8 protein-coding genes are annotated in these 16,869 nt (G+C 68.2%); all 8 read left to right on the plus strand.

Annotated features, from left to right (window positions below; translation table 11 throughout):
* The first annotated feature begins 274 nt into the window (after nt 1-274).
* The 8 genes from ACZ9AQ_RS03590 (at nt 275) to ACZ9AQ_RS03625 (ending at nt 16,767) form a co-directional block, all read left to right on the plus strand.
* A complete protein-coding gene (locus ACZ9AQ_RS03590; protein WP_429202787.1) occupies nt 275-3,460 on the plus strand; it encodes a TonB-dependent receptor in 3,186 nt (1,061 codons plus the stop codon).
* Between the two features lie 62 nt (nt 3,461-3,522).
* Nucleotides 3,523-6,258, plus strand: a complete 2,736-nt coding sequence (locus tag ACZ9AQ_RS03595) for a beta-mannosidase (protein WP_429202786.1) — start codon at nt 3,523-3,525, stop codon at nt 6,256-6,258.
* A gap of 14 nt (nt 6,259-6,272) precedes the next feature.
* A complete protein-coding gene (locus tag ACZ9AQ_RS03600) occupies nt 6,273-9,614 on the plus strand; it encodes a GH92 family glycosyl hydrolase (RefSeq protein ID WP_429202784.1) in 3,342 nt (1,113 codons plus the stop codon).
* Between the two features lie 213 nt (nt 9,615-9,827).
* Entirely contained in the window at nt 9,828-10,826 is a 999-nt protein-coding gene (locus tag ACZ9AQ_RS03605) for a LacI family DNA-binding transcriptional regulator (RefSeq protein WP_429202782.1), read from the plus strand.
* Nucleotides 10,827-10,847: 21 nt separating this feature from the next.
* Nucleotides 10,848-12,065 carry an AGE family epimerase/isomerase gene (locus ACZ9AQ_RS03610; RefSeq protein ID WP_429202780.1) on the plus strand — a complete coding sequence of 406 codons (1,218 nt, stop codon included), beginning with the start codon at nt 10,848-10,850 and terminating at the stop codon, nt 12,063-12,065.
* Nucleotides 12,066-12,075: 10 nt separating this feature from the next.
* Nucleotides 12,076-12,981 carry a carbohydrate kinase family protein gene (locus ACZ9AQ_RS03615; protein ID WP_429202846.1) on the plus strand — a complete coding sequence of 302 codons (906 nt, stop codon included), beginning with the start codon at nt 12,076-12,078 and terminating at the stop codon, nt 12,979-12,981.
* Nucleotides 12,978-15,452: a GH92 family glycosyl hydrolase gene (locus tag ACZ9AQ_RS03620; protein WP_429202778.1), complete on the plus strand. Its 2,475-nt coding sequence runs from the start codon at nt 12,978-12,980 to the stop codon at nt 15,450-15,452. Before ACZ9AQ_RS03615 ends, ACZ9AQ_RS03620 begins: the two co-directional genes overlap by 4 nt.
* Nucleotides 15,453-15,492: 40 nt before the next feature.
* Entirely contained in the window at nt 15,493-16,767 is a 1,275-nt protein-coding gene (locus tag ACZ9AQ_RS03625) for a sugar MFS transporter (protein WP_429202844.1), read from the plus strand.
* The last annotated feature ends 102 nt before the right edge of the window (nt 16,768-16,869 follow it).

Genomic DNA, 16,869 nt, shown 5'->3' on the forward strand with positions numbered 1-16,869 from the left:
GCGCACGGTTTATCGGCGTTTACTAAACTTCGCTAAACTTCGCCGCTTCCGCGAAAGAATGTTGAGTGTAAGTTCTTTCCTTTGTATAAATTCGCTTGTTGTTACACGAAGACCCCTGCTATGCGCGCGGCATCACTGCCGTTTAGTAAATCCCTGTGAACGCTATCATTCCAGCGTGTCGCATCCGGGGAGAGCAGGGCAAGTCGCTTCATGGAGCCCCGACAGGTTCCGCCTAAAAGAAAGCCCGCTACAGGGCACGATCAGGAGACGCACGATGACTTCAAGAACCCAAGCCGCTTCCCGGCAGCCGAGCTGCCGCGTCACGCCCATCGCCATGGCGGTCGGCGTCGCGCTGCTGTCGCTTTCCAACGCCTATGCGCAGACCGGCGCCGCGTCCGCGCCGCCGGCCGACCAGCCGGTCCAGCCCGCCGTGCAGTCGCCGGCCGGATCTGCGCTGCCGACCCCGGCCCAGCAGAACGCCGCCAGCCCGGCAGCGACGGTCATGGTGACCGGCTACCGCTATGCGATCGAGAAAAGCCTCGACCAGAAGCGCGAGGCCAACTCGATCGTCGAGGTGGTCACCGCCGAAGACGTCGGCAAATTCCCCGACAAGAACGTGGCCGACGCGCTGCAGCGCGTGCCGGGCGTGGTCGTCACCCGCAGCGGCGGCGAAGGCAAGAACGTCAGCGTGCGCGGCCTGTCGTCCGATCTCACCCTGACCCAGCTGAACGGCAACTACGTCGCCACCGCCGAATCGAACGGCGATCCGAGCCGCTCGTTCAACTACATGCTGATGCCGTCGAACATGCTGGCCAGCGCGGAGCTGTACAAGACGTCCGAGGCGCGCTTCGACGAGGGCGGCATCGGCGGCACCGTGATCCTGCGCACCCGCCGTCCGCTGGACGTCGAGTCCGGTTCCGGCTTCGTCAACGTCGAAGGCACCTGGGCCGACACCACCAAGAAGACCGACCCGCAGTATTCGGGCCAGTACGCCTGGCACGACGAGAGCAACCGCATCGGCGTCCTGGTCGGCTTCACCCAGCAGAAACGCACCACGCGCACCATGGGCGCCAGCACCGAGAACTGGCAGTGGTATGCCGACGACTACAGGACGCAGCGGCCGGTCGACGTCAACGGCAACCCCTCGGGCCTGAATTCGTTCTGGTGGGGCCAGTCGGGCTTCTATGACCAGTCGGGCAAGTACTACAGCAAGTTCGCGATGCCGACCTCGGTCAATATGGACGTGCGCGAGACCGAGCGCGAACGCAAGGGCGGCCAGATCACCCTGCAGTTCAAGCCGCTGCGCAACCTGAACATGACGGCGAATTACTTCCGCTTCGACCTGCAGCAGAACAGCCAGCTGAACCAGCTGAAGGTCCCGGAATGGAATATCGCGCGCTACGACGGCGACGGCAACTGGCCGGGCGGACGCCTGCTCGACGGCTTGAGCTTCGACCCGAGCGGCACCGTGGTCACCGGCGCCCAGTACAGCGTTCACCCCGGCAAGGCCTATTACTGCAACAGCGCCCAGGCCGGCGCGGGCGGCCTGACCAATACCGGCGGCTTCGGTCCGGACGACTGCACCATCCCGACCCCGCAGATCACCGGCAGCTACAGCCGCGAGAAGGCGCTGTCGCAGACCGCCGACTTCGAAGTCGAATGGAAGGGCGATTCGATCGACGCCAGCTTCAAGGCCGGCCGCACCTGGGCCAAGGGCGGTCCCGCGCTGCAGTTCGGCATGCCGATCAAGCCGCGCGTGCAGAACGCCGACGGCAGCTGGACCCTCGGCAACACCGCGACGTCGTGGGACGTGTCGGGAACGCCGACCATGACCTTCGCGCCGGAACTGATGCAGAACCTGCGTAACGGCATCGGCGAGATCGACCTGGGCTCGACCTCGTCCTCGTGGACCCGCAACAGCACCGAGCAGAATTACGCCCAGACCGACCTGACCTGGCATGCCGACAGCAACTGGCTCGATTCGATCCAGTTTGGCGCCAAGTACCGCGACGGCGGCACCAGCCGCAGCACCGGCAACAACTACTGGGTGTGCCAGGGCGCCGACCCGGGCGACTACGACAGCCGCTACCAGAACGGCTGCGACGCCAACGCCAACAAGTTCCGTCCCGAGTTCCTGTACAACGCATCGCTGGGCAACCTGACGAACGGCCTGAAGGCCAGCGCCTTCCCCGGCATCGACTACCCGGCCTACATCTCGTACCTGAACCAGACCTACGGCGCCATGCAGACCCGCAACGAGGACAACTTCATCTACAACGTGGACGAGAAGATCACCTCGATGTACCTGCAGGCCAACATCAAGACCGACCGCCTGCGCGGCAACTTCGGCGTGCGCGTGGTCCGCACGAAGCAGCATGCCGATTCGACCGACAAGGTCGACTACTTCAACGACTACTTCTTCGACGGTCCCGACGGCACCCCGGCGCCTTGCCAGGCCGGCGGCCTGCCGGCGGCCGGCGCGCCCGCGGGCTCGGGCTGCACCAGCGGCTTTACCGTGGTGCCGGACAGCCAGACCAATCCGGCCACCGGCCATGTCTCGACCTATGTGGTCAGCTCGCTCGACCGCAACTACACCGACGTGCTGCCGAGCCTGAACATCGCGTACGACCTGACCGACACGCTGCTGCTGCGCGCGGCGGCCTCGAAAGTGGTGGCGCGTCCGAGCTACAACGACATCGGCGCGCCGGGCGCCCTGAACTACTACAGCCAGGAATACGTCGAAGACCGCCGCCTGATCGGCGGCGGCGACCGCCAGGGCTGGTATGGCTCGGGCAGCAACAAGGACCTGGAGCCCTACCAGGCGACCCAGTACGACGTGGGACTGGAGTGGTACTTCCAGCGCGGCTCGGTGCTCGGCATGGGCCTGTTCCGCAAGAACGTGCAGAACTTCGCGGTGCCGGTGGTGCGCGACGTGACCCTGAACATCGGCGGCGACGCGATCGCGGTCCAGAACTACGCGACCAGCGCCGGCGGGCGCGACGCGGTGTCGAAGGGCATCGAGCTGTATGGCCAGCACACCTTCGACAACGGCTTCGGCATCCAGGCCAACTACACGTACAACAAGACCAACCAGGCCGCGATCACGCTGGCGAACGGCACCGAGATCGGCACCTCGCCGCTGGTCGGCAGCGCCAGGAACCAGGCAAACCTGACGGTGTTCTACTCGAACGACAGGCTGATGCTGCGCGCCTCGTACAACCGCCGCGGCGAAGTGGTCAACGGCCTGATGAACGGCTTGAACGTGTACGAGGAACCTTACAGCCAGGTCGACCTGAACGCCGCCTACAACTTCACGCCGCAACTGAGCCTGACGGCGTCGGTCCTGAACCTGACCGAGGAAGAGTCGCGCTCGCACCTGGGCAACGGCACCAAGCAGCGCTTCTACTCCAACAGCTACGCGGGCCGGGTCGCGTACATGGGCCTGAACTACAAGTTCTGATCCCCGTTCCATCCTCCCCGCGCCGCCACGGCCGGGGAGGATTTTCTCATTCTGGACAAGCCATGCAAGCCATGCACGCCATGAACATGCACGAACGGGCCCGCGCAGCCGCGCCCTGGCCGGGGCGATGGTGCGCGCGCCTTGTGTCGGCATTGATCGTCGCCCTGGCGGCCGCCATGGCGGCCGCGCCAGCCGCCGCCTCCCGGCTAGCGCTCGACCAGGGCTGGACCTTCCGTCTGCTGCCCGGCCACGCCCAGGGCAACACCCATGTCGAAGCGCTGCCGTCGCGCGCCGCGACCGTGCCGGGCACGGTGCATACCGACCTGCTCGCGCACGGCGTGATTCCGGACCCTTACGTCGGCGCGCCCGAAGCCGGCCTGCAATGGATCGGCCTGGCCGACTGGGAATACCGCACCAGCTTCGACGTCCCGGCCGCCACCTTGCGCGCCGCGCGCAGCGACCTGGTGTTCGAGGGCCTCGACACCTTCGCCGAGGTCTGGCTCAACGGCGTCAAGCTGTTCGAGGCCGACAATGCCTTCCGCACCTGGCGCGTGCCGGTCGAAGGGCGGCTGCGCGCCGAGGGCAACATCCTGCGCGTCGTGCTGCGCTCGCCGATCGCGAAGATGCTGCCGCAGGTGGCCGCGATGCCGCACAAGATCGCCGGCAACTACCCGTCTCCGTACGGCGACGAGCCGAAGGACGCCATGACCGGCAACTTCGTGCGTAAACCCGGCTATCACTATGGCTGGGACTGGGGCCCGCGCTACGTCGGCGCCGGGATCACGAAGCCGGTAACGCTGCACAGCTGGGATGCGGTGCGCATCGACGACCTGCAGCTGCGCCAGGACCGGGTCGATGCCGCGCGCGCCGAGGTCACCGCCATCGCTTCGCTCGACGTCGTGCACACGGGGCGCGCCGAACTGCGTCTGTGGCAGACGGCGCCCGACGGCAAGCGCACGCTGGCGGCGTCCAGGCGCGTCGCGCTGGACGCCGGCGCCAACCGGATCGCGCTGCCGGTGCGGGTCGACTACCCGCAGCGCTGGTTCCCCAACGGGTATGGCGCCCAGCCGCTGTACCGTTACGAACTGGAGGTGCGCGAGGTCGGCGGCGGCAAGGCGCCGCTGGCCACGCATACCGCGCGCACGGGCCTGCGCAGCGTCGAACTGCGGCGCGACCCGGACGATCGCGGCAGCAGCTTCTACTTCGTCGTCAACGGCATCCCGGTGTTCGCCAAGGGCGCCAACACCATCCCCTTCGACATGTTCCAGCCGCGCGTGAGCCGCGCGCAGCTGCGGCGCGTGCTGGAAGCGGCGAAGAACGCCAATATGAACATGCTGCGCAGCTGGGGCGGCGGCTATTACGAGGGCGAGGATTACTACGACCTGGCCGACGAGCTGGGGCTGATGGTGTGGCAGGACTTCATGTTCGGCGGCGGCATGCAGCCGGCCTACGACGAGGCTTTCCGCGCCAGCGTGGTGCACGAGGCGCGCGACCAGGTGCGGCGCCTGCGCAACCGCCCCAGCGTCGTGCTCTGGTGCGGCAACAACGAGGAAGAGATCGCGTGGAAGTACTGGGGCCACCGCAAGACCCTGGAACAGGCCGACCCGGCCTTCGCCGACCGGGTATGGAAAGGCTATGTGCAGCTGTTCGGCGTCGACCTGCGCAAGGTGGTGGCGCAAGAAGGCGGCGGCATCGGCTACTGGTCCAGCTCTCCCGGCAACGACCTGCAGGAAGTGGCCAACACGCCGGCCGCCGGCGACATGCACTACTGGGAAGTGTGGGGCAATCCGGCCCATCCCGTGTCGGCCTACCTGGACGTCACGCCGCGCTTCATGTCCGAGTATGGCCTGCAGGCCTGGCCGGTCCAGCGCACCATCGACGCCTTCGCCCACCGCGCGCAGCAGCGCATCGACCATCCGGTGATCGAGGCGCACCAGAAATTCATGGCCGGCCGGGGCAACGAGCGCCTGCTGAAATACGTGCGCGAGGAGTTCGGCGAGCCGGCCGATTTTTCGGGCTTCGCCTACCTGAGCCAGGCGATGCAGGCCGAGGGCATCGAACTGGCCGCGCTGCACCACCGGCGCAGCCGTCCGACCACCATGGGCTCGCTCTACTGGCAGCTCAACGACGTGTGGCCGGGGGCCTCATGGTCGGGCATCGACTGGTTCGGCCGGCCCAAGGCGCTGCAGTTCCACGCCCGGCGCTTCTTCGCGCCGGTCGCGCTGGCGGCGCTGCGCGACCGCACGGGCATGACCCGGGTCAGCCTGCTCAACGACCGCACGCATCCCGCGCGCGGCGAGCTGCGCACGCGCGTGATGACGCTTGGCGGCCGGGTGCTGCGCGACGAGCGCAAGGCGGTCGAGATCGCGCCGCTGTCGGCGTTCGATGCGGCCGGCTACCCAGACGCCGACCTGCTCGGCGGCGCCGATCCGGCGTCCACCGTCGCCGTGTTCGAGCTGCGCGCCGCGGGTGAAGCTCCCTCGCGCGGGGTCGTGTATTTCGCGCCGGCCAAGGACATCGCCTGGGTTGACGCCGGCCTGCGCGCTCAACTGCACGCTGAGTTGCGCCGCGACGGCGATGGCTACGTGGTCGAGATCGAGGCCGCCCGGCTCGCGCGCGCCGTCTGGATCGATTTCGGCGCGCTGGACGCCGAGCTGTCCGACAACGCCCTGACGCTGCTGCCGGGCGAGCGCGTCCGGTTGCGCTTGACCGCCACCGCCAATGAAGGCGCGCTGCGCGCCGCCATGAACATCCGCTCGCTGTCCGACGCCGTGCGGGCCACTACAACAACACCATAGGAGACCGTCCTCACATGAAGAAGACGCACACCATATCCGCCGCCGTGGCGCTGCTGTTCGCCGCCGCCGCCGCCGGCGCCGACACCGCACAACTCCGCTTCTCGTCTTCCTTCGAATCCGGCCAGCCCTCGCCCGCCTCGCTGGCGGGCGAGGGCGTGAAGGTGGCCCTGGGAGAGGGCCCGGAACGCCCCTACGCCGCCAAGAAGAAAGCCGGCTATACCGGCGCCCGGGCCTTGCACTACCATGCCGAAGGCCAGGGCGGCCGCCTGCGGCTGTACGCGGTCGATATCGACGTCAAGCCCGATACGGTGCTGTCGTGGATGGTGCTGCCCGAGATCGTCGACGGCGACATCGACACGTCGACCAACGTCTCGCTCGACCTGGTGCTGGACGATGGCCGCCGGCTCTCGAGCCTCGACTTGCGCGACAACCATGGCGTGCGCCTGGGCGCCGCCGCCCAGGGCCAGTCGAAGACGCTGTATCCGCAGCAGTGGGCGCGCAAGGCGGTGCGGCTGGGCAGCCTGGAAGGACGCCGCATCAAGGCGATCGAACTGGAGCTGCGGCCCACCGCCAGGGGCGGCGCCAGTGGCTGGATCGACGACGTCGAGGTCAAGGAACAGGCCGTCGCCAGGGTCGCGCGGCTGTCCGACCACGTGCTGACCACGCGCGGCACCCAGGCCAACGGCACTTTCTCGCGCGGTAACAACATCCCGGCCACGGCCGTGCCGCACGGCTTCAACTTCTGGACCCCGGCCACCGACGCCGGCACCCTGAGCTGGCTGTATCGCTGGAACGAGCAGAACGACGCGAACAACCGTCCGCGCCTGCAGGCGCTGTCGCTCAGCCACCAGCCCAGCCCATGGATGGCCGACCGCCAGACCTTCCAGGTGATGCCCTCCAGCGCCCAAGGCCGCCCCGACGCCGACCGCCAGCGCCGCGCGCTGCCGTTCTCGCACGACCAGGAGCTCGCGCGGCCCTACACCTACCGGGTGGACTTCGACAACGGCATCCGCGCCGAGGTGGCGCCGACCTCGCGCGCCGCGATCTTCCGCTTCCGCTTCCCCGAGAACGGCGACGCCAACCTGCTGTTCGACAACGTCGACGAGCGCGGCGGCTTCACCCTCGACGCGGCGACCCAGACCCTGCGCGGCTATACCGACACCCGCAGCGGCCTGTCGAACGGCGCCACGCGCATGTTCGTGTTCGCGCGTTTCGACCAGCGCTGGCAGGACAGCGGCCTGATCGAGACCGGCCGTCCGACCGGCTACGTGAAATTCGCCGACAAGGGCGAGGTGCGGATGCGCATCGCCACCTCGCTGATCTCGGTCGAGCAGGCGCAGCGCAACCTGGACCTCGAGATCGGCGACGCTGGCTTTGACGCCGTGCGCGAACGCGCGCAGGCGGCGTGGGATGCGGAGCTCGGCCGGGTGAAGGTCGACGGCGCCAGCGAAGACCAGCTGACCACCGTCTATTCGAACCTGTACCGCCTGTTCCTGTATCCGAACGTCGCCCACGAGAACGTCGGCACCGCCGCCAGGCCCGACTGGCGCCATGCCGACCAGAGCGGCTGGTCGAAGGACAAGGCCGGCGGCGATGCGATGCGCACGTCGGCGCCCGTGCTCCCCGGCCAGGTGTATGTCAACAACGGCTTCTGGGATACCTTCCGCACCACCTGGCCGGCCTATGCGCTGTTCGCGCCGAAGCGCGCCGGCGAGATGGTCGACGGCTTCCTGCAGCAGTACCGCGACGGCGGCTGGGTGGCGCGCTGGTCGTCGCCGGGCTACGCCGACCTGATGGTCGGCACCAGTTCCGACGTGGCCTTCACCGACGCCTGGCTCAAGGGCGTGCGCGGCTTCGACGCCCACCAGGCGTACGAGGCGGCGCTGAAGAACGCGACCGCAGTCCCGCCGGTCTCGAACGTCGGCCGCAAGGGCCTGGCGCAGTCGATGTACCGGGGCTACGCCGACACCTCGGTCCACGAAGGCATGTCGTGGACGCTGGAAGGCGCATTGAACGACTTCGGCCTGGCGCAGCTTGCCACCGCCCTGGCCGCCGAAGAAGGCAAGGATGGCAACGACAGCGCGCGCGGCCGCCGCTACCGCGAGGAAGCCGCCTACTTCCGCGCCCGCGCCGCGGATTACGTCCACGTCTACGACCCGGCGACCATGTTCTTCCGTGGCCGCGACGCCAAGGGCGGGTGGCGCGTGCCGGCCAGGCAATTCGATCCGCGCCGCTGGGGCGGCGACTACACCGAGGCCAATGCCTGGACCTTCGCCTTCACCGTGCCGCACGACGCGCAAGGGCTGGCGAGCCTGATGGGCGGGCGCCAGGTGCTGGCCAGCCGGCTCGACGAGTTCTTCGCCACCCAGGAGACGGCGGAGGCGAAGTACTCGGGCAGCTACCGCCAGGTGATCCACGAGATGACCGAGACGCGCGACGTGCGCATGGGCATGTACGCCCACAGCAACCAGCCGGCCCACCACATCCCGTGGATGTACGTCGCCGCCGGCCAGCCGTGGAAGACGCAGCAGATCACCCGGGAGATCCTGCGCCGCCTGTACCTGGGCAGCGAGATCGGCCAGGGCTATGCGGGCGACGAGGACAATGGCGAGATGTCGGCCTGGTACACCTTCGCCATGCTGGGCCTGTATCCGCTGCGGATGGGCTCTCCCGAGTACGTGATCGGCTCGCCGGCGTTCGCGCGCAGCGAGGTCAAGCTCGAAAATGGCCGCACGCTCACCGTCGTCGCCCATGGCAACAGCCAGGACAACGTCTACGTGCAGTCGCTGAAGGTCAACGGCAAGCCGTGGAACCAGCCCTGGATTCGCCACGCCGACATCGCCGCCGGCGCCACGCTGGAATTCACGATGGGCAGCAAGCCCTCGACCTGGGGCAGCGCGGCCGGCGCCTTGCCGGCGTCGATGACCGCCGCCGGCCAGCGTCCCGCCGGCCTGATCGACCGCAGCAAGGGCGCGACCGGCACGCTGGACGGCAAGCGTCTTGACGCCGCGCTGGTCGACGACGATGCGATGACCACGGCGCAGCTCCCGGCCAGGGCCGCCATCGGCTTCGCCTTCGCCAGGCCCACGACGATCAGCCACTACACCATCACCGGCGGCAAGGCGGCGCTGGGCAAGGCGACGTGGACGCTCGAGGGGCGCGACGGCAAGGGCGCCTGGGTGGCGCTGGATGCGCGCGAGGACGAGGTGTTCGCCTGGGAGCGCCAGCTGCGGCCGTTCGGCATCGCCAGGCCCGGCGCCTACCGCGAATACCGCCTGCGTTTCGCCCAGGGCGCGGCGTTCGAGCTGGCCGAGCTCGAGTTGCTGGAGGCCGGTCCCGTCGCCGCGCCGAAGTAGGCAGGCGCGCGTGCAGCGAAGCGGGCAAACCTCCGTGTTTACAGCCAATACACGGTGTTTACTAAAAATTGCTAAAACGACCGGCGTTTTGCCCTGCTTTGTTGACCGCGCCGAAACGCGGCTGCTATAAATTGAATTACAAGAACGCGACCATAAGCGTTTATTAAACCAACTTCTGGAGACGATCATGCACACGATCCCGATGCCGGGACCATGGGTGGCGCGGTGAGCCAGGTCACGCTGCGCGACATCGCGAGCGAGACCGGGCTGTCGATCGGCACGGTCTCGCGCGCGCTCAAGAACCAGGGCGGCATGACCGAGGCGACCCGCGGCGTGGTGCGCGAGGCCGCCATCCGGCTGGGCTACGATTTCTCGCTACTGAAGAAGGGCCGCATCCGCCGCATCGCGTTCCTGCTGCACAGCCAGCACAACACGCTCACCTCCAGCCCGTTTTTCACGCCGGTGCTGCACGGCGCCGAAGAAGCCTGCCGGCGCGAGGGCATCGCGCTGTCGCTGATCGTGGTCGGCCCGGCCGAGCCGGTGCTCGAACAGATCCGCCTGCACCAGCCCGACGCGATCCTGTGCGCCGGCTTCTTCGAGCCCGAGGTCCTGAGCGCGCTGCAGCAGACGGGCCGGCCAATGGTGCTGGTGGACATGCACCGGCGCGGCTTCACCTCGATCAATCCGGACAATATGTGCGGCGGCTACCTCGCCACCCAGCACCTGCTGCGCTGCGGCAAGAAGCGCATCGCCATGTTGTCCGGCTCCCTGGCCCACTACAGCATCCAGCAGCGCAACCGGGGCTTCCGCCAGGCGCTGTTCGACGCCAGGGTGCATGCCGATCCGAGCCTGGAAGTGATCGTGCCCACCATGGGCGAGGGCGAGGAGGGCGTGATCGAGGCCGTGCGCAGCCTGCTCGCGCTGCCGAAGCGGCCGGATGCGCTGTTCTGCTACAACGACAGCACCGCACTGGTCGCCATGAAGACCTGCCTGGCCGAGGGGCTCAAGATCCCCTACGACCTCGCGATCGTCGGCTTCGACGATATCGCCGCCTCGGCCGCCGCCATTCCGCCGCTGTCCACCGTCCACGTGGACAAGGAAGCGCTGGGGCGCGCCGGGGTCGACTCCCTGCTGCACAAAACCGACGACAACCCATCCCAGATAACCCTGCCAGTCGAGATGATCGTGCGCGAGAGCAGCTACGACGACTAGCGCACAGCAACCTTAGCCACCATGACCCCTTTCCCGAACTTTCGCAGCCCGGACGTGCTGCTCGACCATGCGCGCCACACGATGCGCTTCTATCATCCGCGCGCGGTCGATCCCGCCGGCGGCATGTACCACTACTTCAAGGACGACGGCGCGGTCTACGACCCGCGCCACCGCCACCTGGTCAGCAGCACGCGCTTCGTGTTCACCTATGCCATGGCCTGGCGCCACTTCGAGGATCCGGCCTATCGCGCGGGCCTGGAGCACGCGGTGCGCTTCGTGCGCGAGGCGCACCGCGCCCCCGATGGCGACGGCTATGCCTGGATGCTGGACGGCCGCGAGATCGAGGACGGCACCCAGCATGCGTATGGCGAGGCCTTCGTGCTGCTGGCCTATGCGCATGCCGCGATGGCCGGCATGATCGATGCGCGGCCCTGGATCGCCGAAGCCTTCGAGCTGATGGAAAAGCGCTTCTGGATCGCAGCAGATGGCCTGTACGCCGACGAGGCGAGCCAGGACTGGCGCGCGCTGTCGACCTACCGCGGCCAGAACGCGAACATGCACGCCTGCGAAGCGCTGCTGGCCGCGCATGCCGCGACCGGCGAACGGCGCTACATCGAGCGCGCGTACACGGTGGCCCATAACATCACCCAGCGCCAGGCCGGGCGTTGCGGTGGCCTGATCTGGGAGCACTACGACACGAACTGGCAGCCCGACTGGAAGTTCAATATCGACGACCCGGAAAACCTGTTCCGTCCCTGGGGCTACCAGCCGGGCCACTTCACCGAATGGGCCAAGCTGCTGTTGCAGCTGGAAGCGCGCGGCAAGGACGTGCTGGAGCACGACCTCAACTGGCTGCTGCCGACCGCGGAAAAGCTGTTCAAGGTGGCGGTGGAGCAGGGCTGGGACCCGGAACATGGCGGCCTGTGCTACTCGCTGGCGCCGGACCTGAGCGTGTGCGACTTCCACAAATACTTCTGGGTGCAGGCAGAAAGCGCCGCGGCGGCGGCCATGCTGGCCGCGCGCACCGGCAACCGGGAGTACTGGACCTGGTACGACCGCCTGTGGCAATACAGCTGGACCCATTTCGTCGACCACGAGCATGGCGCCTGGTACCGCATCCTCGACCGCGAGAACCGCAAGCTCAGCGACGAGAAGAGCCCGGCCGGCAAGGTCGACTATCACACCATGGGCGCCGCCTACGACATCGTGGCCGTGCTGAAGGGTGGTGCGCGTGCTTAATCCTCCCCGGATGCTGTGCGCCGGCGAGGCGCTGACCGACATGATCCACCAGGGCGACGAACGGTGGGTGAGCCGCGTGGGCGGATCGACCTGGAACGTGGCGCGCGCGCTGGCGGCGCTGGGCGAACCGACCGCTTTCGCCGGCGCCATCAGCCTGGACCGCTTCGGCGACGCGCTGTGGCGCGCCAGCGAGGCCGTCGGCCTGGACACGCGGCTGCTGCAGCGGGTCGACCGTGCGCCGCTGCTCGCCGTGGTCGAACAGGGCGAGCCGCCGCGCTACTTCTTCATCGGGTCCGATTCCGCCGACCTGCACTTCGAGCCGGCGCTGTTGCCGGCCGGCTGGGCCGAGGGCCTCTGCTGGGCCCATTTCGGCGGCATCAGCCTGGCGCGCGAGCCACTTGCTTCTAGGCTTACTGCGCTGGCGCGCCAGCTCAAGGCCCAGGGCGTGGCGATCAGCTACGACCCCAACTACCGCAACCTGATGGACGAGCGCTATACGCCGACGCTCGAAGCGATGGCGTCGATCGCCGACCTGGTGAAAGTGTCGGACGACGACTTGCGCGGCCTGTTCCCCGGCGTCGACCTGGACGACGCGCTGGCGCGCCTGCGCGCCTTCAATCCGGCGGCGTATTGCCTGCTGACGCGGGGGAGCCAGGGCGCGAGCCTGTTCCACGGCGCCGAGCGCTGCGATGCGCAGGCGCCAAATGTCACGGTGGTGGACACCGTCGGCGCCGGCGACGCCAGCGCCGCCGGCCTCTTGAGCAGCCTGGTGCGCCATCCGCAGCGCCGCCTGCAATCGCACCTGCACGCGGCGCTGGCCGCCGGCTCCGCCGCCTGCCTGCAGGCCGGCGCCACGCCGCCGCCGCCCGCAGCCATGCAACAACTGTTCGAACAGCTCGAAGGAGACGCAGCGTGACGAATCAACCCCGCACCAACCCATTCCAACCCGCGATCCGGGGATTCTGCTTCGCCCTGGCCGCCTGCCTGCTGCCGCTGTCCGCCATCGACGCGACGGCGGCTGGCGCACCGGCCAAGGCGACGATCGCAGCTGGCGCCATGCCGGTCAATACCTTCATCGGCACTCAGGACGAAGGCAATACCTTCCCTGGCGCCTCGGCCCCGTTCGGCATGATCCAGGTCAGCCCGATCGCCGACCACTACGCCGGCTACCGCTACACCGACAAGAAGATCCGCGGCTTCGGCCACTCCTTCATTTCCGGCGCCGGCTGCTGGGAACAGGGCGGGCAGCTGTCGGTGTTGCCGGTGACCGGCGCCATCGGCCCCGGCGGCGACTTCGACACCAGCAAGAAGGGGACGTTCGACCACAAGAAGTACGCCGCCGAGTACACGCACGACGGCGAAGTCGGCGAGGCCGGCTACTACAAGGTCAGGCTGACCAGCTACGGCGGCATCACGGCCGAAGCCACCGCGCTGACCCGCGCCGCCGCCGAGCGCTATACCTTTGCGCCGGGGACGACGACCGGCCACCTGCTGCTCAACCTGGGACAGGCCAATGAGCGCCATGGCGTCATCGGCAGCGAAGTCAGGATCGTGGGCGAGCGCAGCGTCGAGGGCCGGATCGTCACCCGCAGCTTCTGCGGCGGCGCCAAGTACACGACCTGGTTCCGCATGGAGTTCGACCAGCCGTTCGCCAGGCGCGGCATCTGGGACGACCGCGCCGGCTGGCCGGACGTCGACGGCCCGAGCCAGCAGGGCGAGGCCAAGCCGCACGGCGTGTGGCTGAGCTTCGACCTCGCGAAAGGCCAGGCGGTGACCGCCGTCAGTGCGATCTCGCACGTCGACGCCGAAGGGGCGCGCATCAACCTGAAGGCCGAGGGCATGGAGGGCGGCCGCTTGACGAGCTTCGATGCCATGCGAGCGAAGGCCCAGGCCAACTGGCAGCGCGAGCTGGCCAGCGTGCGCGTCGAGGGCGGCAGCAAGGATGACCGCACCGTGTTCTACACCGCGCTCTACCATGCACTGCTGCAGCCACTGACCGGCAACGACGCCGACGGCCGCTACCGCGGCTACGACGACGCCATCCATACGGCCAGGGACTGGACCTATTACGAATTCTTCTCGCTGTGGGACACCTACCGCGCCCAGAACCAGATGCTGGCGCTATTGCGTCCGGAGCGCGCGCGCGACATCGCGACCTCGGTGCTCAAGATCCGCGAGCAGGGCGGATGGCTGCCGCGCTGGGGCTATGCCAATTTCGAGACCAACATCATGACCGGCGACCCGGTGACGCCGTTCCTGGTTGACCTGTGGCGCTACGGCGCACTGAAGGGCCGCGAGGCCGAGGCCTACGCCGCCCTGCGCGAGAACGCCTTCGGCGTGCCGGCGCACGGCATCCGTCCGCAAGGCCGTTCGGGCAACCCGAGCTACATGGAGCAGGGCTTCGTGCAGTACGACCGCAGCTTCATCTCGAAGGGCATGGACACCGATCCGCACCACGGCGCGTCGGCGACGCTCGAATACGCGGCGGCCGACGGCGCGCTGGCCGGCATGGCCCAGGCGCTCGGCCATCTGGATGATGCGAAAGTGCTGGCGCAGCGCGCCCTGAACTGGAAGACGATCTGGGACCCGAGCGTGGTCGACGCCGAGACCGGCCAGAAAGGCTTCCCGCGTCCGCGCCTGGAGAACGGCAGCTGGTTCGGCGACGTCGGCAGCGGCTACGATCCGCGCGGTGACCATGGCTTTCATGAAGGCACGGCCTGGCAATACCAGTGGCTGGTGCCGCAGGACGTGCCGGGCCTGGCCGCCGCGATGGGGGGTGTCGCGCCGGCGCTGGGGCGCCTGGACCAGTTCTTCGACTATCCGGCGGTGCTGGCCGACCCGAACGCGGTGCGCAAGTCGTGGGTGGTGGGACCGTACAGCTACTACGCCCAGTTCCGCTACAACCCGAACAACGAGCCCGACCTGCACGCGCCGTGGATGTACACCCTGATGGGCCAGCCGTGGAAAACCACCACCGTGGTGCGCGCGGCCGAGACCCTGTTTACCAACGGTCCCGGCGGCGTGACCGGCAACGACGACCTGGGCACCATGTCGTCCTGGTACCTGTTCAGCGCGCTGGGCATCTACCCGGACATGCCGGGCAGCGGCCGCTTCCTGCTGCATGCGCCGCGCTTCGCCAAGGCCGAGATCGACCTGCCGCAAGGCCGCATCCTGCGCATCGAGGCGCCGGGCGCCAGGCCGGGCGAGCGCCGCTTCGTCAAGTCGGTGAACTATGGCGGCCGCGCGGTCGAGCGCGTGTGGCTGGACTGGGAGCAGCTGCAGTCGGGCGGCGTCCTGCAGTATCGGCTCACGACCCAGCCGGACACGCAAGGCTGGGGCTCGCGCGGGCGTGACCTGCCGCATCCACCGGCCGGCCTGGCACACTAAGCGCCACAAAAAAAATATATAAGGAGACAGCATGGCCAATATGCCATACAAGGCGGCGCCTGCCGCCCCTAACCAGGGCGCGGCGACGCAGCTGGACAACAATACGAGCGCGCTCGTCATCGTGACGATCCTGTTCTTCATGTGGGGGCTGATCACGTCGCTCAACGACGTGCTGATCCCGCACCTGAAGGCGGTCTACACCCTGACCTATGTCCAGGCCATGCTGGTGCAGTTCTGCTTCTTCGGGGCCTACGCCATCGTTTCGCTGCCGGCCGGGGCGCTGATCCGCCGCATCGGCTACCAGAAGGGGGCGGTGGCCGGCCTGCTGGTGGCCGCTGCCGGCTGCAGCCTGTTCTATCCGGCCTCGTTCGGCGGCTATGGCCTGTTCCTGCTGGCGCTGTTCGTGCTGGCCTCGGGCATCACGGTGCTGCAGGTGGCGGCCAACCCTTACGTGGCGGTGCTCGGTCCGGCGCGCACGGCGTCGAGCCGCCTGACCCTGACCCAGGCCTTCAATTCGCTGGGCACGACGATCGGGCCGGCCGTCGGCGGCCTGTTGATCCTGTCGGCGGCGGGGGCGGTCGCGGTCACCGGTGTCGATGCGGTCGCCGAGGCGGCGGCAGAAGCGGCATCGGTGCGCGGGCCCTACCTGGTGCTGGCCGGCGTGCTGGTGCTGCTGGCGGTGCTGTTCTGGCTCGCGCGCCTGCCGGCGATCGCCGACACCGATGACCTGCCGCTGGCGGCCGAAAGCCAAGGCTCGGCGCTGGCGCACCGCCACCTGGTGCTCGGCGCGATCGGCATCTTCCTGTACGTGGGCGCCGAAGTGAGCATCGGCAGCTTCCTGATCAACTTCATCGGCGAGCCGCACATCGCCGGGCTGTCGCATGCCGACGCCGCGCACTACGTCAGCATCTACTGGGGCGGAGCGATGGTGGGGCGCTTCATCGGCTTCGCCGTGATGCGCGTGGTCAGCCCCGGCAAGACGCTGGCCTTCAACTCGCTGGCGGCGATCGCGCTGGTGCTGGTGGGGACGTTTGCCGAAGGCGACCTGGCGATGTGGGCGATCCTGGCGGTCGGCCTGTGCAATTCGATCATGTTCCCGACCATCTTCAGCATGGCGCTGCATGGGCTGGGCAGGCACACGGGGCAGGCCTCGGGCATCCTGTGCATGGCGATCGTGGGCGGGGCGCTGGTGCCGTTCGCGCAAGGGGCGCTGGCCGATGCGTTCAACGTGCAGGTATCGTTCCTGCTGCCGGCGGCGTGCTATTGCTTCATTCTGTACTTTGGGACGAAGTACGCACGGATGTACAGCGCTTAATCATCAGCACGACTTTCTGGACCACGCGAGTGGGTTGGATGGGATGCGCTGCCGAAGTGTGCATCGCCATCCAAACCATTTTAAGTATGGTTTCTTGCTGGA

The organism is Massilia sp. UYP34 (assembly GCF_056279385.1).